Genomic DNA, 22,020 nt, shown 5'->3' with positions numbered 1-22,020 from the left:
CTCTCAAAGCCCGGTTACAAGCCGTGGAAGCCACAGCGATAATTCGGGCAGAAATGTGGTGATCAGAACAACCGGAAAATAAGCGAGGAACACGAAGACCAAAGTGGGTTTCACGACCTTGGCGAGGGTCGTCTGTCCGATGAGTGTTCCGAAGTACAGGATCGGCGCGGTCGGCGGCGTGATCAGCCCCATACCGAGGTTGGTTCCGATGATTGCTGCGAAATGAACCGGATGCACACCAGCTTCGGTCACAACCGGCAACAGCAACGGCGCGGCCAAAAGGATGCCCGACACATCTTCCATGAACATGCCGATCATCAGCAGAAACGCGTTCACCAAAAGCAGAAGAACAACAGGGTTGCTTGAGATGGCCAGCATGGATTCAAGGATCTGCTGCGGAACCTCTTCGAGGGTCAGAACGCGCGCCAACATGTTGGCTGTGAAGATGACAAGCATCAGAACCGAAGTCACCTGTGCCGATTTCCAGACCACGTCATAGAAAGACTTAAAGGTTAGTTCGCGGTAAATCAGGAAAGCTACCGGCAGAGCGTAGACTACTGCCACAGCAGCAGCTTCGGTCGGTGTGGTGATCCCACCGTAAATAAAGCCCAGAATGATCAGTGGCATTGCGAGACCAAATCCGGCTTCGCGGGACCGCTGAAACACCGTTTTCATCTGAACGTTGAATGGCTGCGGCTCTGCGACCTCAATATCCATCTTCTTCGTCAGAACCATGTTCCAAAACGAAAACAGCGCAATTAACAGACAGGCCGGCAGCAGCGGTGCCAGGAAACACGCGGCAATCGAGGTACCGGTGACCCATCCGTAAAGGATCATCGTGGCGCTTGGCGGGATCAACAGGGCCAAAACTGCGGAACAACTGACAAGGGATGTGGCGTATCCCCGGTCATAGCCCTGCTCGACCATCTTCGGGATCGCGATCGAACCAATTGCTGCAACAGCCGATGAGGCCATGCCCGAAATCGCGCCAAAAATAGCAGTGGTGATGACAGTCACCACGCCCAGACCGGAGCGATAGCGGCCGAGAATGCTGTCAGCCAAATCCAAAAGGCGTTTCGCAATTCCACCCTGGGTCATGATGCCACCAGCAAGAATGTAAAGAGGAATGGCAAGCAGAACGACCGACGAGACCTTGGAGTAGCCAGAGGTGATCAGGAACGTGGTTGAATTGTAGTCGCCAAAGATAACCAGAAATGCGGCAGCGGCCACAAAAGTCATGGCAACGGGAACGCCCAAAACCATCAAGGTCACGAGAAGAGCGACATCCATCAAAATTAGAGTGCTCATTTGTCGGTCTCCTCAGTGGAAGTATGCGAGATTGTGGCCCGCAGGCTGTCGTAGGTTTCGAGAAGGAAGTAGAATGCGGTCAAAACCAGGCCGACAAACATCGTGCCGTAGATGAAGATCATCGGAACGCGTAGCTCGGTGGATTTCGTGTTCATACGCTCGGTGAAAACCAGCAAGTCCCACAGGGCGAAAAGAATGTAGATCGTCAGCAGGGCAGCCAGAAAACGTGTAAATGTATGCACGCCTGCCGTGATACGCCCCTCGCCTAAAATGGTATCGACAAGGCTTGCCGAGATATGGCTGCGTTCGTGCGTCGCGTATGCTGCACCAATGAAGTACATGATGATGCCAGCAAAACTCGCGAATTCCTCGATGCCGAACACGGAATAGTTGAAGAGATACCGGGTAACGACCTGAAGAAAGACAGCTGCCGTGAACGCGATACTCGCGATGAACATCACGAAGCGCTGGATTTTCAGTTTGTATTGCCAGATCGGATTTTGGATTTGTGTTTGTCGTTCTTCAAGCATTGCCCCCTCCCGATTTAAAAAGTGAGGGGCAAGCCAAGAGCCCACCCCTCAAGGTTGGGGAGTTTAATTCCCGTAGTGCTGCTGGATCAGCTCGTAGAGCTCGTCACCGATCTCTGGCTTCATCTCCGGCCAGGCGTCTGCCCGGACGACGGCAGCCATCGCTTCAATTTCGTCCTTCGAATAGGTCACAACGGTTACGCCTTCATCGCGCAACTGCTGCAGGTATCCATTGTCGGCAGCTTCCACCGCATCAAAGCGCTCGGTGGCCATCTCGGCTGCGATTTTGGAAAGGGTGGCGCGATCTTCATCGGACAGGTTCGCCATCGAGAAGGCCGAACCGAGAAGCCAGTTGATCTCGAAGTGGTCGTTGAGCTGCAGCCATGTATCTACGACCCCGTTCCAGTCGCGAACCGCATTTTCCGGAACGCCACCAATCATTCCGTCAATCACACCGGTCTGGACGCCAGTATAGAGTTCCGCCCAGGGCATGGTGGTGGTGGAATAGCCCAGACGTTCCAGCAACGGCTTGTGAGTACCAACGCCCGACGGCCACACCCGGATTTTCAGATCGCTGTGATCAGCGTTCGGATTCTTCGGATCGGTGACGGGTTTGCCGACAGCGACACCGCCCAGACCAAAGGCGTAGGGCGCCAGCGCCTGAATCTGCTGTGGCTCAATCAGGTCGTTTACGATGTTGAACAGAAAGCCTCCGGTGTTCCAGGCCTCTTTCGCGCTGTCGTAATCGACCGCCGTGTATGGGAACCATGTGAGCGCCAGTCGTGAATCGAACTTGGTCGAAACGGATTGGATTGCCAGATCGACTGAGCCCTGGCTCAATTGCTCATACACTTCTTCCCAGTCACCCAACTGGCTGGCCGGAAAAATACGCACTTCGATACGGCCATCGGTTTCTTTGGCAACACGCGATGCGAATTCGTTTGCCCAGACATCCATGTCGGAATCTGGCGGAGACAGATGCGAAAGCCGAAGCGTTGTATCTGCGGCTGATGCAGCGAAAGCAGTCAGCCCCATAGATACGGCAGTTGCCGCAGCCATTACCGCACGGCGGGTCAGTTTGAGTGTCATTGGAATTCCTCCCGTTGATTTGGTCCTGGTGCCTTCAGCAGCAGAGCAATTAGTGGGAGACAGGATAAAATTGGAATCGATGCTTAAAATGAATATTATGGTCCATTTTAATAACAAGACAGACATTGTCTGACTTTGCCGGATCATCACAATTTGGATGCAAAAAATAAAGCCCGGCTGCATCTGCAGCCGGGCCTGAGGTGGCGAAAAGCCGTTCAGTTCAATCCGGGAATTTCGTGCTCAATGCCCGTTCCCCAAGTATCAGCCATAGTATACCCAAGCTGATAGGGATCTGTGGGATCAGACCCGAGTTGCATGGTCCCATAAATCCAAGCGCGCCCGGAAATCTGGGGAAGGATCGCTTTTCGCCCGCCGACAGTTGTTACACCGATAACGGACGTCAAAAAGCTTGAATTGATTGTTGAGCGCATGTCGAGCGTTTCGCCCACCGATATCTCACCCTTGGCAAACATTGCCGCCATGCGCGCCGCTGAACCCGTACCACATGGGGAGCGATCAACCCGTCCCGGCGGCATGATTGTAGCATTTTGAAAGATTTTCGCGGCGGGCTTTTCCCTACCGGTGAACATCAAAAATTCGATCGAGTTGAACTGCTCGACTTCAGGATGCTGGACTTTGAACTGTTCTTGGGCTGCTTTCTTGATGTCGTTGCCCAGCCTGACCATATCCTGCGCGACATCGGGACCAATTTGAAATCCAAGTTGGTCAACGTTGGGCATAACATAGAATACTCCGCCAAACGCGACATCCACGGAAATGGTCCCAATTCCTTCGACTTCGAGTTTCGCATCCAACAGCTCTGCATAGGCAGGAAAAAAGTCCAGCGTAACTCTCTCTACGCGACCATCCCGACAAGATGCTTTCGCGGTTACCAGCCCGGCGGCAGTATCCAGTATAACCGTTGTTTCCGGCTCTTTCATTGGGATCATGCCCGTTTCCAGCAGCACAGTTGTGACACACATGGCGTTCGAGCCGGACATCGCATGTGATCCGTCAGCCTGCATTGGGATGAATGCCGCATCCGCCGATGCGTCACTTGCAGGCAACAACAGGTTTGTTGTCATCTGAGCGCACCCTCTCGGCTCTCGATTTACGAACCTTCGCAAGTCGTCGTTTGCCTGAAGATATTCAAGTTTCTCCAGTGTCGAGTTGCCGGGAATATTCAACACTCCGCCAGTAACGACTCTGCCGACTTCGCCTTCGGCATGTGCTCCGATTACCGTCACGGTCCGATTCCAGCGCATGGTCCCTCCTAGTGCCTTTACATTCATTTGGGGGACATGCCAGACTATCGATAGAACAAATGGGACATTTTCTATGAAGATGAAGAAGCAATGTCAGACTTGTTATCGGCTAATCTAAACGAACAAGTCGATCCGGATGTTCGATTTGCTTTCATTCTGACCCCGGCCTTCACGATCCTACCCCTGGCCGGTTTTATCGATGCAGTCAGGCATTCGTCTGACGAAGCAGACCGCAGCAGACAGATATTTTGTCATTGGGACGTGCTTTCACATGATATGGCTCCGATCCGCTCCAGCTGTGGCCTATCTATCACGCCTTGGAAGACGTATGATGGCGCTGGTGAGTATGACTATATTGTCATCGTCGGCGGATTGATTGATCAGCTGGATGAAATTCACGCCGATACCTTTGAATTCTTGCAGAAGCAGCATGCCCTGGGAACCAAACTGGTTGGCCTTTGCACCGGCAGTTTCGCGATCGCGAAAGCTGGATTGTTGAACGGAAAAAGAGCGGCGATTCATGCCCACCACCGACCAGAATTTATGGCCATGTTTCCAGAAAGTATTCCGATTGAAAACGAACTTTACGTCAGTGACGGCGGGATTCTGACCTGCCCTGGCGGAACCGCAGCAATCGACCTTGCAGTTGAAATTCTGATTGAGCGTTGCGGAAGATCCCGAGGGATGAAAGGCCTTACAGCTCTGGTCGTCGACGAACATCGCATGGCCCACGAGGTGGGCAGGTTACCATTTCAGGATCTGGAAGAATGCGGCAACTGGCGGGTTGAGCAAGCTATCAAAATCATGCGTCAGAAACTGAGAGAGCCAGACACGACAGAACATCTTGCCGCCATGCTTGGTTCGACCGTACGGCAGCTAAACCGAGTGTTCCTCAAGCACGCAAAAGCGACGCCACAAGAAGTTTGGCGCGACATGCGCTTGCAGCACGCCAGATGGCGGCTTATGAATTCCAAAAGAACGGTAACGCAGATCGCATATGAATGCGGTTTTTCGGACAGCAGCCACTTTTCACGCTGGTTCAAAACGCGCTTTGGCGAAACACCCAGAACCTACCGAGAGCAAAGACTCGCCAAACCTCGTTGAGCGTTGGCCCAAACATAATGCCTGGGTGTTTCGTAGTCGTCCGGCCCTTACCTGTCGTTGAGCTTTGCCAACAGATGCTGGGGGGCGGCCCGTCAAACCGGCCGTTCGCTGCGATCGCAAAATCAGAGGCTGACTGAACTCATGCAATGCGGAAAATGCTGCCGCTCGCTATGGGGCAAGGCCGGTTCGTGATATGATTGCTCGCACTCGACATACTTTAAGGAGATTTTCACCATGGGAGGAAAGGTCTGTGCAATCATCGGCTTTGGTCCAGGCCTCGGGACTGCTTGTGCCGAAACCTTCAATCAAGCTGGATACAGTCTTGGTTTGCTCAGCAGGTCGGGGGCGGGGTTTAACGGAGCGGAAGCGACCAATACATCGATTCGAGCCTACAAGTGCGACGCGGGCAACCCTGATAACCTCAAGGGGGCTCTGGCATCTCTTCAAAACGATCTCGGTCCTATCGACGTCGTGATTTACAATGCAGACCTCGCACAGTTTGGAACTCTGGATGACGTTTCAGAACTCCAGTTCGAACAAAGTTGGCGTGTTGGAGCACTGGGTCTCTTCGCTGCCGCCAAGGCTTTGGGGCCTCAAATGTCCGAACGTGGTGCAGGTGCAATCATCGTATCGGGTGCCACTGCAGCTCTCCGGGGTAACGTCTGGACAACGGCGTTTGCCCCCTCAAAGTCCGCCCAACGCACACTGGCGAACGCGCTTGCTAAGCAACTGGGCCCTAAAGGAGTGCACGTTGCGTATTTGATCATCGACGGCGTGATCGACACGGAAGACACCCGAACGAACTTTGCTTCAAACGAGCCCGACGAGTTCTTTATCCAACCCCAGCGCATTGCGGAAACGGCGTTGATGCTTGCGCATCAACACAAATCAGCTTGGACGTTCGAAATTGATATTCGGCCATTCGGCGAGAAGTGGTAAAGATACGGACGCTCTACTGTTTGCTTAGCGGACGAAACAGATTTTACAAACTAATCAACCAAGGTCTGCTATTGGTAAGCTTGAGAAGGCTCAACCAACACCCATTGGTAGCTGTTGCGCTTCACCCCATTGCCGTGGCGACTGCCGATACATGCGTTTGAACTCACGGTGAACTGCAACGGGCTGACATAGCCCACATCCATCGCGGCTTCGTTCACCGCCATGCCCCCGGCGATCTTCATAGCGGCGTTGTTGAGCCGCATCGACTTCACGAATTGGATTGGCGTCATCGTCGTGATCTGCTTGAACTTGGGGTGGAAGAACCGCGGAAAAAGCAAGCTTTCGCTGTGGTCGCACGAACGGCCGGTATCGGTGCTAACTGCCTTGCTTTCTCGACGGCCTGACATCGAATTCAGTTGTCATTTTAGCGACACATATTGTCCAACTGATCTCAGCCGAACCCGGTATAGTAACTGTTAGATCGTACGGAGGGGCCTGGCATGACCAAGTTGGCAAGTGAGACGGCTGGTGTTTTTGGGCGGAACATTCACCAAATCTCTCAAATCATGCCGAAAGACGGGCCCAGCACACCCGGACAGCAGCGCAAGACGGCCTATTCGGGAAATGGCATTTGGGTCGGGCAATGCGAGGTCACCGCGCGTGATCAGCCCAGCCAACGGCACCACCACAAAGACTATGACAGCATCATGTATATGCTCGAAGGTCGCATACGGGTCGATTGGGGCGAGAATGGTGAGAAGAGTTTCGAACTCGGTCCCGGCGATTACGGCTTCTTTGGTCGGAAAGTGATTCACAGGGCGCAGATCATCGATGCACCCGAGAACTGCCGATACATTTTCGTTCGACTTGGCGAGGGTGAATCCGTCGAGAACGTGGACGGACCCGGATTTGCGCTGTGTGACTGACGGACTCAACATTGGAACTCGACGAGCAGGCAGATGATGGCAAAGGACCTTCAACAAAGACACAATGAACACAATCAGCCAATTGGTTTTGATGTTCCCGACTGGAAAGGCGCCCTGCCGCCTGAAGATGTTCGTTTGCAAGGTACATATTGCAGGCTGGAACCGCTGGATCTTGAGGGGCATACTGACGACTTGTTTGATGCGTTTTCAGCGGACACATCCGGAAAGTCATGGACCTACATGCCCGTTGGGCCGTTCCAGTCGCGCACTGAATTCCGGAACTGGATGACATGGGCGACAAGCAGTGCTGATCCGCTTTTTTCCGCTATTGTCGACCAGAAATCCGGCCGGGCTGTCGGATTTGCCAGCTACATGCGGATCAGCCCGGAGACCGGCGTGATCGAAGTTGGATACATCGCATTCTCACCCCTTATTCAAAAGTCCCGCTTAGCCACGGAAGCGATGTACCTGATGATGAAGCTTATCTTCGATGACCTGGGATACAGGCGATATGAATGGAAATGTGACAACCTGAATCAGCCTTCTCACAACGCTGCACGAAGATTGGGTTTCACCTATGATGGGCTTTTCCGACAAGCACTGGTCTACAAAGGACGCAATCGGGATACAGCCTGGTATTCGATCCTGGATCGGGATTGGCCGCGTCTGAAGTCCGGCTTTGAGCGCTGGCTCTCACACGAGAATTTTTCAAGCGATGGAACGCAGAAATCAAAGCTCTGGGATTTTACCGGTTAGAAATTGGAAGGGGCCGAAAATCTTTGGAAGATTTAGAATCTGTAAGGATCAATTGCTTTGTCCAAGTTTGCGAGCCTGTCCCGGCGTCATGCCAAACGCCTTGCGAAAAGCAGAACCAAAGGCTGGAATACTCTCAAAACAGGCGATTTGTGCAGCTTGAGTTGGGCTGGACCCGCTGACCAACGCGCTTAATGCCTTCGTTAACCGGAGATGTTGCCGCCATTGCGTAAATGTCATTCCAGTATCAGCACGAAAAAGGCGCGCCAGAGTTCTGCCGGACACACAGGCCACCTCGGCCCAGGCTTCCAGGCTTTTGTCGTCAGACGGGTTATCCGCAATCTGCCTCGCCACTCGTTGCAATCGTGGCTCCGACGGCAGGACAAGCTCCAGCGGAAGTGACGACGCCCTGGCAATTTCGTTGAGTGCGAGTTCAGCAATATGGTGCCCGCGACCGTTCAGGTCCCATTCCAATGGCTCGGCACAGGCTGCGAGAATGAGTTCACGCAATAGAGGTGACACATAAAAGACCATGGAGCGGTCGCCAACTTTTGCCGCCGCCTGCTTTCGCAGGAAAAGAACGCGCATTTGCACCGGACCTTCCATCAGGATGTCATGGTTTGCGTCTGCGGGCAGCAACAGTGCTGTCGTCGGCGGAACCACAAAACTCGAGTTTTCCAACTCAATCCTCATCACCCCTGAAATAGCGTGCACGAGCTGCGCACGCGGGTGAGAATGCATTCCGGGGCGGAAGCCATCTGGGTAGTCCTCGGCAAAGCCGACCAAAGGGCGAGACGCAGCTTCGAAATGCGCAACGGGCACTTGTCGTTTTGGCGACATCTTTTGTCCTTTTGTTCCCATCAGGCATAGCGCTATCTAATTGCCTGAGCAACGATCAATGCGGACCTCGCGCGCAATGGTGAGGTGTTCGAGCCTTCAGAGTGTTGGAGACAGACTTGGACAAGCTGCTGTGCAAAATCTCACTCTTGATGATTTCAACACTTCCGGCCTCTGGGTCGGCACAACAGGCAACTGATGAAGAAATTGCCAAGCAACTTGCGAATCCAATCGCCAATCTGGTTAGCGTGCCCTTTCAACTCAACTACGACAGCGGCTTCGGGCCTGCTGATGGACATCGCACGACGCTGAATATTCAACCGGTCATTCCAATCCCACTCAATGGCAATTGGAACCTGATATCGCGGACGATACTTCCCGTGATCGACCAGACCGACATCGCTGGAAACAGCGGGTCCCAATTTGGGTTGGGCGACACCCTGCAAAGCTTTTTTGTTGCCCCCAACCGGAATCCCAGCGACGGCTGGGTGATCGGATTGGGCGGAGCGTTTCTTTTGCCGACGGCCACCGACGACCTGCTGGGTGCTGACAAGTGGGGAGCGGGTCCCTCGGCCATCGCGATCCGCCAATTCGGCCCCTGGACCGTCGGTGGCTTGGCCAACCATGTCTGGAGTTTCGCTGGAGATGATGATCGCCCGGACGTGAACCAGTCGTTTGTTCAGCCGTTCGTCAGCTACACAACGCCGCAAGCCTGGCAGTTCTCGTTTACGTCGGAGTCAACCTACAACTGGGAAGCAGAACAGTGGTCTGTCCCCCTCAACTTTGTGGCGGGCAAAACACTTCAGATATCAGGTCAAACCGTCAGTATTTCCGGCGGCATCCGGTATTGGGCGGAAACACCTTCCAGTGGTCCAGACGGTTTGGGCTTTCGTCTTGTCACCACACTGGTTTTTCCGAAGTGATGGCCGTCGGAACAGGAAAATTTCTTTGGAACAGCGGAGACAGATGTTTCTCGGTCCTGGCGTTTCCGCGATCAGAGATTGGAGTACAGATTGATGTTCAACACTGAGTTGCTTAGAACTCGAGACCCGAGGGTGCTACTGATTGCCCTGTTGTTCTCGTTGTCTGCACTTGCTCCAATCAAAGCCGCCGCTGTGGAAGGCGGATCGGGGATCTACCTGCTCGGCAGCAAAGGATCTGGGGCAGGAATCCTGCCGCCGACTGGCAAATATTTCCTGAACGATTCCTATTACTATTCTGGTTTGGCGTCTGCTTCGACCGCGCTTCCAGACGAAGCAGGGACACTTGCTTTCGGGCTGGATGCGGACGCCTTTGTAAACCTGTCGACTTTCCTGAATGTGACCGACACACAGGTGTTGGGCGGACGGCTCGCCTATGGGGTAGTTGTTCCGGTTGTTGCCAAGGACGTGTCGGCAAGTGCGACGGCTTCCTTTGGCGGATCCCCAATTAGTGGAGCTGTATCCGACGATACATTTGCATTTGGCGATCCTCTTTTGACAGGCATCATCGGATGGAGTTCCGGGAATTGGCATTCCACCATGAACGTCTTGTTGAACATACCCGTCGGCAGCTACAGCCCCAACTCATTGGCAAACGCCGGGTTCAATCGGTGGGGTCTGGATACGACATTGGCCGTGACGTGGCTCGATCCTGCAACCGGGTATGAAGTCTCAGTTGCCCCTGGCTTCACTTTCAACGGTGAAAACGACGACACGGGCTATCGCTCGGGAACCGAGTTTCACCTCGAATTTGCAGCGATGAAGCATCAGTCGAAGCAATTCGCCTATGGTCTGAACGGGTACTACTACCACCAGATAACTGGCGACAGCGGGACGGCGCCGGGAGATTTCAAAGGGCGCGTTGGCGCAATTGGTCCCGCGTTGAATTACACCTTCCTGGCTGGCAACACGCCGGTGACACTAAAAGCCAAATATCTTCACGAGTTTGACGCTGACAACCGACTGGAGGGTGGGTCGGCTCTTATCCAGTTGGCGATCCCGCTGGGATTATAAGTTCAAGTCCCGAGTGAACCATTCGAAACATGATCTGAAACTGGGTGGTGACCCGAGCTATGGTTAGTCTACCGGCGTAACTGCCGCAGCTTTCGCTTGACCTGGCGTTAGCCCGAAGAACTTTTTGAAGGCGGACCCAAATGTTGGCTGACCGCCAAAATTGGCAATGGACGCGGCACTCTTGATGCTTTGGCCCCTGCTCAGCGCTGTCAGGACGGCGGTTAACTGAACCTGTTGACGCCATTGTCCGAAGCTGAGGCTGGTTTCATTCTAAAACAAGCGCGCAAGTGTCCGCTCCGATGCACCAACGCGATGCGCCCACCCCACGACTGATCGATCCGCCGTTTCGAACGATGCAATTTCAATTTGTCTATCTCGCGACAAAAGTTGACCTTTTGAACCCATGCCGACGGTATATGATCTAATTACCTGAGACGAAAAAGGATTCTTGGAAGGGCGCTGAATAACGTCGAAGCTGCCGGGATTTTTGGACGTGAGATCCGTCAGGTTCAACAAATGCTGATGAGATCCCCTTAGGCACTTGCAACGCGTCGTACGTGCAGAAGAGCGGACGGAATCAACCTGACAGAGGAGAAGACGATGCAACGCACTTACGAAGTATTGTTGAAACTGACTGCAATCGGAATTGTGGTCGCCTCGGCGTCGCCCATTCTGGCAGGTGGTGAACCCTTTAAGTTGGACAACACCGACATCGAACGTGTCCTGCCAAAATCAGAAGACTATTCTCCCTGGGTTCAGCAAAATTATCCTCAACGGCCATATTTCGGAGATACGCACGTCCACACTTCTCTGTCCTTTGATGGCGTGACATTTGGGACAAAGCTGGATGCACATGATGCTTATCGGTTTGCCAAGGGTAAAGAAGTAACAACCTCTACGGGACTTAGGGCCAGACTGAGCCGCCCATTGGATTTCATCGTTGTCGCGGACCACGCGGAAAGCCTGGGTGTTTTCAACGCGATACGGGACGGCGACCCCCTCTTGATGGAAGTTCCCAGACTCAGGCGCTGGCGTGATGCGCTTCGCGAAGGCGGAGATGCTGCACTCGGCCCGTACCTTGAGTTCCTTGACCTCTTAAACCAGGGTGAGCAGATACCTGAATTATCTAATCCTGACATTTTCAGAAGTGCCTGGAAACAAAACGTCGACGCTGCCGAAGCGCATAATGATCCTGGTGCGTTCACGGCTTTCATTGGATACGAATGGACGTCCAATGATGGTGGCGACAACCTCCATCGCGTGGTCATTTATCGTGATGGTGTCGACAAAGCGCTTCAGACTTTACCTTTCGACGCGAATATCAGCCCTAACCCAGAAGATTTATGGACCGCGCTGGGTGAATATGAGGCCAAAACCGGCGGTACAGTGATGGCCATCCCGCATAACGGCAATCTGTCCAATGGCCTTATGTTCGATGACACCCAATACGATGGTAGTGCGATTACCGAGGAATGGGCCAAGACTCGCAGGAAATATGAGATCCTCTATGAAGCGACGCAAATCAAAGGGGATGGCGAGGCGCACCCGTTCCTGTCTGCTGATGACGAATTCGCAGACTACGAAACCTGGGACAAAGGCAACCTCGACCTAACAGTTCCGAAAGAAGCAGAGATGCTTCAGCATGAATATGCGCGTTCCGCTCTTAAGCTGGGCCTGCAGATTCAGGCGCAGATCGGGTTCAATCCCTATCAGTTTGGGATGATCGGGTCGTCTGACGCACACACCGCTCTGGCCGCCGTTGCCGAAGACAACTTCTTTGGCAAGATGCCCCATATGGAGCCGTCAAGTTACCGCATGGTAAGTGCGATCATGGAAGACGAGCGCGTGTCTGTTAACGGCACTGAAATGGCCTCGTCAGGATATGCCGCCGTTTGGGCCACCGAAAACACCCGCGAAGCATTGTTTGACGCCATGAAACGACGCGAGACCTATGCGACCACAGGTTCGCGCATGGTTGTACGCCTGTTTGGCGGCTTTGATTTCACAGAAGATGACGCCCTGACACGGCGTCCTGCCATTGTTGGTTATGACAAAGGTGTTCCGATGGGCGCGACCTTGCGGGGCGCACCTGACGGGAAAGCCCCCCGATTTTTGGTCGCCGCCTTGCGGGACCCAATCGGCGCAAACCTTGATCGGTATCAGATTGTTAAGGGGTGGATCGATCCTGAGGGCACTTTGCACGAAAAAGTGTATGATGTGGCTTGGGGCGGCGAGCGCAGTTTGGACAGCGATGGCAAGCTGCCAGGCGTTGGCGACACAGTCGATGTTGAGACGGCAAACTATACCAATACGATTGGCGCGCCTGAGTTGGTAAATGTTTGGACCGATCCAGATTTTGACCCTGATCAACCGGCCTTTTATTATGGTCGCGTCCTCGAAATTCCCACTCCGCGATGGTCGACCTATGACGCCGTGCATTTTGGTGTGGAATTACCCACGGATGTTCCGGCTGCCCATCAAGAACGCGCGTACACTTCGCCAATTTGGTATCAGCCTGAATGACATCCGGAGATTGAAATTTGCTGGGTTAGCACTCCGAAATGCGAGTTTATTGAGAACAACCTGTCTCTGCCCGAAGATAGTATCGAATGGAAAGATCACGTCGATCTGAAATGAGAATACTCGAACCTATCTGTTTTTTTGACCAGTGCGCAGCTTTGCGGGCGGAATCGCCCTTCTCTGGCGCAAACGGCTTTGGCATGCGCTTCGTTACAACACTCACGTTTCCTAAAAGTTAGTGGATGAAAGGCCCTGTTTTTTGCCGCGTATTTCAGCACTCAAACTCACCACGACGGCAGCACTTTCAGTGGAAGGGTCATGGATGCCCGCTCAGGGCACAATTGAAATCCACATCCATGAGCTGTGATTGAATGAGATGACAAAACTCAGACTGCCAAATCCAGAATTTCTCAATTGAAAAACAAGGAGGTTAAAATGAAGCAAAAATCCATTCGATCTTGGTTGATCTCAATTCCAATAGCCGTTCTGGCGACTGCTGGGATTGCTCAGGAAAAACCAAACATTTTGGTCATCTGGGGCGATGACATCGGGTATTGGAACGTCAGCTACAACAATCGCGGCATGATGGGATATCAGACGCCCAATATCGACCGGATCGCGAATGAGGGCATGGCCTTTACCGACTACTATGGAGAGCAATCCTGTACCGCAGGGCGGTCTGCGTTCATCACCGGTCAGCATCCGTTTCGAACGGGTCTGACCAAGGTGGGGATGCCGGGTGCCGCTGAGGGTTTGCAACCGGAAGACCCGACCCTTGCAACACTCCTGAAGCCGCATGGATACGTCACCGGTCAGTTTGGCAAAAACCACCTTGGTGACCGGGACGAGCATCTTCCGACGGCTCATGGTTTTGATGAGTTCTTTGGGAACCTCTATCACCTCAATGCCGAGGAAGAGCCAGAAGACCCGGATTATCCGAAGGGTGAAGAATTCCGAGAACGCTATGGCCCGCGTGGCGTCATCAAGTCATCCGCCGATGGGTCCATCGAAGACACCGGGCCTCTTACGCGCAAGCGAATGGAAACCGTGGATGATGAATTTACCAACGCCGCCGTTGATTTTGTGAAACGCGCGCATGAACAAGAGAAACCGTTCTTTGTCTGGCTAAACGCTTCGCGGATGCACTTCTATACTCATGTACGCGAAGAGCATGCAGGGCTGTCAGGAGAGGGTGGAAACTTTTATTCTGACGCCATGGTCGAACATGACAACCACGTTGGCCAAATGCTCGATCTGTTGGATGAGTTGGACATTGCAGACAATACAATCGTCATTTATTCGACTGACAACGGTCCACACTACAATGAATGGCCTGATGGCGGGATCACACCCTTCCGTGGTGAAAAGAACACCAACTGGGAAGGTGGTTTCCGTGTCCCGGCAGTCATTCGTTGGCCAGGAAAAATTGCCGAAGGCCGCATCTCCAACGAGATCGTTTCGCATCAGGACTGGGTGCCAACGCTGATGGCTGCGGTTGGCGAGCCCGATATCAAGGAGAAGCTACAGGGTGGCCATACCGTTGGTGATCGGACCTACAAGGTCCACCTTGATGGTTTCGATATCCTCGACTACGTGACCGGCAAAGCCGACAAAAGCCCGCGCAAGCACTTCTTCTACGTCAGTGACGACGGCAAGCTTCTGGCGATACGCTCGGGTGACTGGAAAAGTGTCTTTGCAGAACAGCGCGCAGCGCGTTTCGATGTCTGGCGCGATCCTTTTGTCGATCTGAGAGCGCCAAAACTATTTCACCTCCGTCGAGACCCGTTTGAGCGGGCCGATACCGACTCCAACAACTATAACACCTGGTGGGCAAGAAAGAGCGCTCCTGCGCAACTGCCTTTGCAAGCTTTAGTTGCAGAAGTTTTGGAGACGTTAGTTGAATATCCGCCACGCCAAAAGCCCGGATCATTCAACCTTGATCGGGTGATGGAGCAAATGTCAGATGGACCAGGAACTAACAACTAATACCTGAAGCCTGAGGTTTCTCATTCAGACCGGCGCGGTCTTCGACCAGGCCGCGCCCGTTCAATTAGGAGGAAACAATCGGTGAAAAACGCACTGAACACTTGAGATTTTGGCCTGACCAACTCGGGTTAACGAGGGAAGGGTGGCCAGCTTCACCAAACATGTGACACCGGACAAGCTTCAATATTTCGACGCATATCCGCCAATCTTTGCAAAGCCCACTTTCTGCGCATTGCTAACCTTACCGAGGCTAAAGTACGACAGACACTGTCCGCACGATTTTCAATGTCCGCTTTCACAAAGCGGAGGGGTTCATTTCGCAATCGCAGCGAACTTCCGGAATCCGCCGTTTTTCGTATCACATGCTTCCAGCATTGCTGACGAGGGCAATGCGCATCAGCCACGCCACTCTTACTCAGGCGTATTGATCGGTTGCCATTGCATCCCGAAGAGCGGCCGGATCGCCTCGACCTTATTCTCGGAACCCGCGGCTCGTTCGAGGATCTCAAGCAAACTCTTACTGGGCGGTGTCCCGTCCAGCGCCCGGAAGGCAACAGACTGCATCCGTGGGTCAAGCTCTGCCTTGGCCTTCAGCGCGAACTCTTCCTGACATTTATTTCGCTATCAAGTGCAGCGGCGCGGCTTCCTTCAATAGCCCGTTGAAACAGTCGGTAGCGACATTCTTGGTTCGAATGGGCAAGCTAAGAATTTGAATAGGTGCTCCGGGGTATGACGGCCACAACAACTTTGACGCCGTCAGTGATTTCCAAAGCGCTGACGGCCGACTTGCTATCTAAAACTGTGATTTCGTGATATTATGATACCGCCTTGGGGGGCTATTATGGGCGATTTCTTTTGGATTGGAACGGCAATCGGCGCTGCCATAGGCCTGCTCAATATGTTGTTCATTTTGAGTTCTCGCCTCGGTCAGACCGGGTTGAACCAAGCTAAAACAATTTGGCAAGGCCTGTGGGTATGGGCGCTTTGGACCGTGTTCGGAGCCTATGTTCTGGCGCTCTGGCTTCTGGGCGTCGTTTTCTTGGGCTTATCGCGAATTTTGCGACGGGGATCTGAGGCATGATAGTCGGGGAAGTCAGAACCGCCGCTATCATTGGTGCTGGGGTTTCCGGGCTTGCCACTGCAAAATGCCTTACGCGGGTCGGCATCCAGTGCGCTGTTTTTGATCGCAACCCGTACCTTGGTGGCGTCTGGGCGGATGGATACCACGATTTTGGCGTTCAGGTGCAGAAGGACCTGTACGAATTCCCTGATTTTCCGCTTTCCGAAGAAGCGTCTCATTTCACTCCGGGGCCGGTCTTTCGGGAGTATCTGGAGGACTATTGCGATCATTTCGGTATACGAGAGTGCCTCCGGTTAGGCACCCGCGTCACCTTGATTGAGCGCAAAGGTGACCGGTGGTCACTTGAGGTTGATGGTTCCGAAAGTTCTGAACATATTGAGTTCGATCTCGTTGTCGTTGCAGCCGGGCTCTATTCAGAGACACCAAATGTCCCGAACATTCCCAAACGTGAAGACTTTGGAGGAGAAGTCCTTCACGCGAGCGAAATTAAAGACATATCGCAACTCAAAGGACGTCGCGTCGCTGTAATCGGTTACGGAAAAAGTGCGACCGACATAGCGGGTTCGGCTGTGGAAGTCGCGGATAAGATTCACCTCGTTTTCCGAACTGCACACTGGCCTGTTCCGCGCAAATTGCTGGGCATTCTTCCGTTTAAATGGGGAATGCTGACACGCCTTGTTGCAGCCATGATCCCTCCGTATGTCAGACCCAGCCCAATCGTGCGTGCTATCCACTCAATAGGATATCCGTTGCCCTGGCTGTTCTGGCGTGTCGTAGAGCTGCTGCTCAGTACCCAGCAACGATTGCGAACGCAAATCGCACGTGGTGAGACCTTGATGCCTGAGACGCCTGTCGAATTCGACGCGTTTACGGAAGTGACCATGGTTCCACGTCCGGGGCTCATCGACTTGATCCGATCAGGTAAGATTTCTGCACATCGAACAGGGGTGAATGCATACTCTTCCAACGGGATCGACCTTGCGGACGGGGATTCTCTTGAGGTCGATTGCGTGGTCTTCGGCACGGGCTGGAAGATCGGCTACCCATATCTACCGAAGTCCATACTCAACTCATTGGATGATGGGCCGGATGGGTTCTATTTATACCGCCATGTCCTGCACCCTTCTGTGCCAAATCTTGCATTCGTGGGTCGGGCGTCCTCCTTCATGAGTGTGACGACCTTCGCGCTTCAGGCCAAATGGCTTGCGGAAGTCGTTGCAGGTCGTGTGCTACTACCGGATGCTGAGGCCATGCGAAGCGAGATCAATGCGCTCAAGTCCTGGAAACAATCCTGGATGCCAGAAGGACCAGCACGTTCTGCCACACTTCTGCTTCACATGTGCCACTATCACGATGAACTCCTACTCGACATGAGTGCGGACCCGCTTCGCAAACGCGGTATTCTAGCGCCAATATCTGAGCTGATTGTGCCTTATCGTGCGGCCGACTTCCGAGATGTGGTCTGACCGTTTTGTACGCGAAGCCCCTAATATCCCTTTGGCACTCCATAAGAATGGATACGCAGGAGGAATTTTTGTTTGGAGCGACACCCGGCAGCCATACTTGCCGCTGATATTGTTGGTTATAGCGCGCTTGTCAGTGCGGACGAGGAAGCCACTTTGCACGCGTACAAGGGCCACTTTAGAGCGCTGGAACCGCATGTCGGCTTGAATGGCGGGCGTCTGTTCAAAAAGACCGGTGACGGTTTTCTTGCAGAGTTTCCCTCGGCGTTTGACGCCATAGCTTGTGCGGAAACGATGCAGCGCCAGATGGTTGAGCGGAACGCGGCACGCGGACAAAGCCCGGAAATGCAATTTCGTATGGGAATTCATGCAGGTGATGTTTTTGACGACGACGGTGACGTTCTTGGTGATGGCGTCAACATAGCAGCTCGGCTGGAAGGTCTGGCTCCTCCCGGAGGTATCATCGTTTCAGCGCGGGTTTACGAAGACGTTGCAGGCAAGGTGGATGTTTCGTTCACCGAATTGGGGCCGCAAAACTTGAAGAATATTGCGCGCCCTGTGACCGCCTACTCAGTGCAGGCGGCATTCGCTACCGCGCCCCCGATAATTCAATCTCGCCCTGACAAGCCTTCGGTCGTCGTATTGGCGTTTGACAATCTGTCTTCTGACGCCGAACAGGATTATTTTGCAGAAGGTATAACCGAAGACATAATCACCAGCTTATCCAGAGTGCCCTGGATATTCGTGGTCGCCCGAAACTCTTCATTTTCTTACAAAGGGCTTTCGGTTGATGTGCGCCGCATCGGCTGTGAACTTGGTGTTCGCTATGTATTAGAAGGTTCTGTTCGTAGAGCTGGTAACCGGCTGCGTGTGACTGGGCAGCTGATTGACGCGGAAACCGGATCGCATGTCTGGGCAGACCGTTACGATGGGAAGTTCGACGATATTTTTGATCTTCAGGACCAGATCACTGAGGCCGTCGTAGCTTCAATTGCACCAGGCATAAGACAGGCAGAAATAGACCGATCTGCCTATAAGCGCCCGGATACCCTGGGAGCATATGATCACTTCCTGCGCGCGCAGGCCTTAATTTACAGGTTCAATTTCACTGAAGCGGACGACCACCTGTCAAAAGCTCTTTCGCTCTCAAGTGAGTACCCATTGGCCAGCGCTCTTCGAGGCTGGATCCGAACTTTGCTTTGGAACCCTGACACGCGCCCAAACAAGGACCGGTTTGATTACGCAGTGCAGCTTGCACATGAGGTTCTAGAGGCGTCGCACGTAGACCTGGAGGCGCAAGCCTATGCCGGTTACGTGTTAGCGTTCCTGTCGGAAGACAGCGAATACGGCTTGTCATTGGTGGATCGCGTGATCGAAACAAGCCCAAACTGCGTTTCAGCCTGGGGCTCCAGCTGTTTGCTACATGGCCTGATGGGTGAAGCGCAGGTGGCACAGGCTCATGCCAGAGAGGCTCTCCGGCTTAACCCAAATGACCCGCTGAATTACCGAGTCTATATGGGTATCAGCCTTTCGCAAATTGCAGAAGAGAACTGGCGCGGTCTCAAAGAAACCGCTCAAAAAATGCGCGCATTTCATAACACAGTGACTGTGTTTCGCCTGAACGAACTTGTCGCTGAGATGGCCCTTGGCAATGCGGGCCGAGCCACAGAACTCGCACGGATTCACATGTCACGCGAGCCGGACTTCAGCGTATCAATGTTCCGGGATATGCGTACTCGTATCTCTATCGCAAAGCCGGAAATCTATGACGCCTACTATACGATGCTCGCAGCCGCGGGCATTCCTGATTAGCGCCACCAATTGTAGATCAACTGCCGGTCATCGAAAGCAAGTAACGTGCGGGGGCGCAATTTGCTATTGTTGGTGGGATGTCCGCTTAGGGCTGCCAACTACTACCGCACCTTACGCAGAATAAGTCGCCTCAGAGGCCAAAAGCAGCCGCTTGATCTAACGTATTGTCGATAGTCTTTCATTCAAAGAGCCCATCTTCTGACTTACCGGAAGCAGCAAGAGTATGCGGTCGGGGTTTGGTAAATTGGAAACTTGGGCGAGAAAACAACGGTTCAAAACGATCAAAGCGCGCATCAGCCAATTCTAGTCCGGCGACCCCACGATCACGTGCCCAGTATAGGAATACGGCGGCGACCATACTGGCAATCGCTTCGACTTCTGCTTTTTCGGACAACCAACATATCGTCCGGAAAAATCTATCCAAGTTTCGCGCACCCGGTTCAAAACCAAGTCCGTTTTCCGCAATTTGGCCAAGTCCAGACCACTGCTGATATGCCGCCTGAGCCAAGACGTCACCAGCGGAAAGAGCAATCACCAGATTCTCACGTGTTTGATCGTTATGAGGAAACGGGACGTCTCCGGCGACAAGACTGGACATATGCTCAATTATGTTGAGCGTTGGAAACAATGGAGGCTGGCCTTCGCGAAGCAAGAGAGGCACCTGCCCCATCGGCGTTAATGCCTCTGTTTCTGGCGGCAAAGGAAAAGATACTTCAGTGCACTTAACTGCAAGCCGCCACTCATGAACCAAAATTCTGACCACTCGTGCAAATGGCGAGCCATCAACGTAAATCAGTTCCATCGTAACCAACCCCCTTATTGTTTTCGAGTACGAAACCAAAGGCCGACGCAACCAGCTGGCCACATTTGTGAATCAATCAGCGACCACATCAGGTGGTAAAGCAAGCTCACAGCGCCATCCCGCCTCCATCGGCTCAACTTCGTGCCACTTACCCAATCTCAGTCGTGACCGAGGTTACAGCCCCAGCAGAGAAACCGGGGCGAGTGTTGGTTAATTTTATCGTCAGGCCGCGCAAATGAAGCGGTATGTCAATAAACGACGATCATCCAGAGCAAGAAGTTGGTTCTGAACCATATCACTGGCGACGTTCCCAAAGAGAATCTGTGTCGTAACTGGCATGATGCGATCAGACTTGGGTTCCGAAGTTCTCGCCTTTAGCCATTCAAAACTTTCAGCCGTCGAGTCTTCTTCATCCAATACCTTAAAACCCGCATCTTGCAGAAAGCTGGCCATTTCTTTCGGGGTCGCGAGGTAACTGATTGAGGCATCCATAGCCCACGGCGTCGGATAAACGACATCACCACCTTCGCCCTGTAGAATGTCATAAACACCAAATCGTGCTCCGGGCTTCAGGACACGACGGGCCTCTTTGTACACCGAAAGTTTGTCGGGAATGTTCATCGCGACATGGACGGTCACCGCGCCATCAAAACTGCTGTCCGAAAATGGCAGCTTTGTTGCATCTCCCTGAATAAACGTAGTTTGTTCACTAAGATCGACCCAATCTGAAATGGTTTTGGCAGCGTCGCAGAACTCTTGCGTCAGATCTATGCCAGTAACCTTGGCCTTTGCTTCTTCGGCAATTGTTCTGGTGACCCCACCCAGTCCACTACCAATATCAAGCACATTTGAATCTGGCGCTAACTCCAGTTTCTCCAGCAGCTGTAAACTCGCTTGCCTGCCGCGAAAATGGAATTCATCGATTGGTTCAAAATCAGCGGCGCGCAGTTTTTTTGGGTCAATGCCCGTGGCCTTTAGGCTATCAGCTATCTGCTTGATCAGTCTACGGCTGCGACCATAGTGGTCGGACACTCGTTCCTTCATTCTCAACCCCTTTCACAAAGCAATTTGAATGCTACGGAATACATGTCAGATCAAAATAACCTAAGGGATTGGGGGCAATCGAGCGCTCGTGGTAGAGCTTCGAACCAGTCAAGTACGGCGTTCCGCCAGCCCTCTGGAACGCCGTGTCCACCTTTGGTGACTTTCAGCCGGATCGAGCCGGCAGAACAATTCCTCCAATCCTTCTGCATCGAGTTGTCGTCCGCAATGCTGTTCTCCGCGCTACCCAGGCAGGCGTTCTCGCGGCGCCAGACATCCACGCCCTTCATGACGTTACCCTGGTGAAAATCAACACCCTCCCAAGTCAGCTGTCGGCCTTCGAACAGCACCATTCGGTCTTTAAAGCCGTGTACGTGAAACAGGTGAACTGGCGCACTGCACTCGGTGGCCATGGGTTCCCAAAACGCCCCAGCCGCAGCAGCAAAGGTGACCTGAGCCCCAAGTTTCCTCCAACCTTCGGAGAGTCCTTGGGTTCGGTTTGATGGCCTTACGCGGCCAGTTTGTCCATGTTCATTTTCTCTGCAAATTCCATTGGCGTTAGGTTGCCCAACG

The 22,020-nt window shown here is 53.2% G+C and carries 20 protein-coding genes and 2 pseudogenes; 11 read left to right on the top strand and 11 right to left on the bottom strand.

All coding sequences use genetic code 11. The annotated features are described in order from the left end of the window. Positions 1-3: 3 nt before the first annotated feature. The 4 genes from MHN28_RS23025 to MHN28_RS23010 all read right to left on the bottom strand — a co-directional run bounded on the left by MHN28_RS23025 (position 4) and on the right by MHN28_RS23010 (position 4,189). Positions 4-1,308 (bottom strand): TRAP transporter large permease, encoded by a 1,305-nt coding sequence (locus tag MHN28_RS23025; protein ID WP_239345185.1) that lies wholly within the window; start codon positions 1,306-1,308, stop codon positions 4-6. Continuing rightward, positions 1,305-1,838 carry a TRAP transporter small permease gene (locus MHN28_RS23020; protein WP_239345184.1) on the bottom strand — a complete coding sequence of 178 codons (534 nt, stop codon included), beginning with the start codon at positions 1,836-1,838 and terminating at the stop codon, positions 1,305-1,307. Before MHN28_RS23020 ends, MHN28_RS23025 begins: the two co-directional genes overlap by 4 nt. Before the next feature lie 63 nt (positions 1,839-1,901). Next, positions 1,902-2,924 (bottom strand): TRAP transporter substrate-binding protein DctP, encoded by a 1,023-nt coding sequence (gene dctP, locus MHN28_RS23015; protein ID WP_239345183.1) that lies wholly within the window; start codon positions 2,922-2,924, stop codon positions 1,902-1,904. Positions 2,925-3,139: 215 nt separating this feature from the next. Continuing rightward, complete coding sequence (locus tag MHN28_RS23010) at positions 3,140-4,189, bottom strand: proline racemase family protein (RefSeq protein ID WP_239345182.1); 1,050 nt, start codon at positions 4,187-4,189, stop codon at positions 3,140-3,142. A gap of 90 nt (positions 4,190-4,279) precedes the next feature. Here MHN28_RS23010 and MHN28_RS23005 point away from each other — a divergent pair, with 90 nt between their 5' ends. Both MHN28_RS23005 and MHN28_RS23000 read left to right on the top strand, forming a co-directional pair. Then, positions 4,280-5,293 (top strand): GlxA family transcriptional regulator, encoded by a 1,014-nt coding sequence (locus MHN28_RS23005; RefSeq protein WP_239345181.1) that lies wholly within the window; start codon positions 4,280-4,282, stop codon positions 5,291-5,293. 234 nt (positions 5,294-5,527) lie between these two features. After that, positions 5,528-6,232, top strand: a complete 705-nt coding sequence (locus tag MHN28_RS23000; RefSeq protein WP_239345180.1) for an SDR family NAD(P)-dependent oxidoreductase — start codon at positions 5,528-5,530, stop codon at positions 6,230-6,232. Between the two features lie 68 nt (positions 6,233-6,300). On the opposite strand, the gene MHN28_RS22995 is transcribed toward MHN28_RS23000, so the two are convergent. Continuing rightward, positions 6,301-6,639, bottom strand: coding sequence for a hypothetical protein (locus tag MHN28_RS22995; RefSeq protein ID WP_239345179.1), 339 nt, complete (start codon positions 6,637-6,639; stop codon positions 6,301-6,303). Positions 6,640-6,732: 93 nt separating this feature from the next. Here MHN28_RS22995 and MHN28_RS22990 point away from each other — a divergent pair, with 93 nt between their 5' ends. Continuing rightward, positions 6,733-7,158, top strand: coding sequence for a cupin domain-containing protein (locus MHN28_RS22990; protein ID WP_239345178.1), 426 nt, complete (start codon positions 6,733-6,735; stop codon positions 7,156-7,158). A gap of 36 nt (positions 7,159-7,194) precedes the next feature. Then, entirely contained in the window at positions 7,195-7,914 is a 720-nt protein-coding gene (locus MHN28_RS22985) for a GNAT family N-acetyltransferase (protein WP_239345177.1), read from the top strand. 48 nt (positions 7,915-7,962) lie between these two features. Here MHN28_RS22985 and MHN28_RS22980 read toward each other — a convergent pair whose 3' ends face one another. Beyond that, entirely contained in the window at positions 7,963-8,697 is a 735-nt protein-coding gene (locus MHN28_RS22980) for a helix-turn-helix transcriptional regulator (protein ID WP_239345176.1), read from the bottom strand. Between the two features lie 170 nt (positions 8,698-8,867). Here MHN28_RS22980 and MHN28_RS22975 point away from each other — a divergent pair, with 170 nt between their 5' ends. Both MHN28_RS22975 and MHN28_RS22970 read left to right on the top strand, forming a co-directional pair. Then, positions 8,868-9,671 carry a transporter gene (locus MHN28_RS22975; protein ID WP_239345175.1) on the top strand — a complete coding sequence of 268 codons (804 nt, stop codon included), beginning with the start codon at positions 8,868-8,870 and terminating at the stop codon, positions 9,669-9,671. A gap of 132 nt (positions 9,672-9,803) precedes the next feature. Continuing rightward, positions 9,804-10,742, top strand: coding sequence for a transporter (locus MHN28_RS22970; RefSeq protein ID WP_239345174.1), 939 nt, complete (start codon positions 9,804-9,806; stop codon positions 10,740-10,742). A 63-nt stretch (positions 10,743-10,805) separates the two neighbouring features. On the opposite strand, the pseudogene MHN28_RS25160 reads toward MHN28_RS22970, so the two are convergent. Continuing rightward, positions 10,806-10,997: pseudogene (locus MHN28_RS25160) on the bottom strand (helix-turn-helix domain-containing protein); the annotation flags it as partial. 345 nt (positions 10,998-11,342) lie between these two features. Between MHN28_RS25160 and MHN28_RS22965 the strand changes: the two are divergent. Both MHN28_RS22965 and MHN28_RS22960 read left to right on the top strand, forming a co-directional pair. Then, complete coding sequence (locus MHN28_RS22965) at positions 11,343-13,265, top strand: DUF3604 domain-containing protein (protein WP_239345173.1); 1,923 nt, start codon at positions 11,343-11,345, stop codon at positions 13,263-13,265. Positions 13,266-13,697: 432 nt separating this feature from the next. Then, positions 13,698-15,248, top strand: coding sequence for an arylsulfatase (locus tag MHN28_RS22960; protein ID WP_239345172.1), 1,551 nt, complete (start codon positions 13,698-13,700; stop codon positions 15,246-15,248). Positions 15,249-15,659: 411 nt separating this feature from the next. On the opposite strand, the gene MHN28_RS22955 is transcribed toward MHN28_RS22960, so the two are convergent. After that, a complete protein-coding gene (locus MHN28_RS22955; RefSeq protein ID WP_239345171.1) occupies positions 15,660-15,812 on the bottom strand; it encodes a hypothetical protein in 153 nt (50 codons plus the stop codon). 277 nt (positions 15,813-16,089) lie between these two features. Here MHN28_RS22955 and MHN28_RS22950 point away from each other — a divergent pair, with 277 nt between their 5' ends. From MHN28_RS22950 to MHN28_RS22935, 3 genes are all read left to right on the top strand, one after another. Next, on the top strand, positions 16,090-16,329 hold the full coding sequence (locus MHN28_RS22950) for a hypothetical protein (protein ID WP_239345170.1): 240 nt from the start codon (positions 16,090-16,092) through the stop codon (positions 16,327-16,329). Beyond that, positions 16,326-17,795, top strand: a complete 1,470-nt coding sequence (locus MHN28_RS24925) for an NAD(P)/FAD-dependent oxidoreductase (protein WP_304622137.1) — start codon at positions 16,326-16,328, stop codon at positions 17,793-17,795. Before MHN28_RS22950 ends, MHN28_RS24925 begins: the two co-directional genes overlap by 4 nt. Positions 17,796-17,867: 72 nt before the next feature. Continuing rightward, positions 17,868-19,604: an adenylate/guanylate cyclase domain-containing protein gene (locus MHN28_RS22935; protein WP_239345169.1), complete on the top strand. Its 1,737-nt coding sequence runs from the start codon at positions 17,868-17,870 to the stop codon at positions 19,602-19,604. Positions 19,605-19,782: 178 nt separating this feature from the next. On the opposite strand, the gene MHN28_RS22930 is transcribed toward MHN28_RS22935, so the two are convergent. The 3 genes and pseudogenes from MHN28_RS22930 to MHN28_RS22920 all read right to left on the bottom strand — a co-directional run. Beyond that, complete coding sequence (locus MHN28_RS22930) at positions 19,783-20,406, bottom strand: glutathione S-transferase N-terminal domain-containing protein (RefSeq protein ID WP_239345168.1); 624 nt, start codon at positions 20,404-20,406, stop codon at positions 19,783-19,785. A 222-nt stretch (positions 20,407-20,628) separates the two neighbouring features. Continuing rightward, complete coding sequence (locus tag MHN28_RS22925; protein WP_239345167.1) at positions 20,629-21,450, bottom strand: class I SAM-dependent methyltransferase; 822 nt, start codon at positions 21,448-21,450, stop codon at positions 20,629-20,631. A gap of 50 nt (positions 21,451-21,500) precedes the next feature. Beyond that, positions 21,501-22,020: pseudogene (locus tag MHN28_RS22920) on the bottom strand (hypothetical protein); the annotation flags it as partial.

It is taken from the genome of Ruegeria sp. Ofav3-42, assembly GCF_022347725.1.
Taxonomy (GTDB): domain Bacteria; phylum Pseudomonadota; class Alphaproteobacteria; order Rhodobacterales; family Rhodobacteraceae; genus Ruegeria.
The sequence above is the reverse complement of the archived record's forward strand: the minus strand, read 5'-3'. Positions and strand labels throughout refer to the sequence as shown.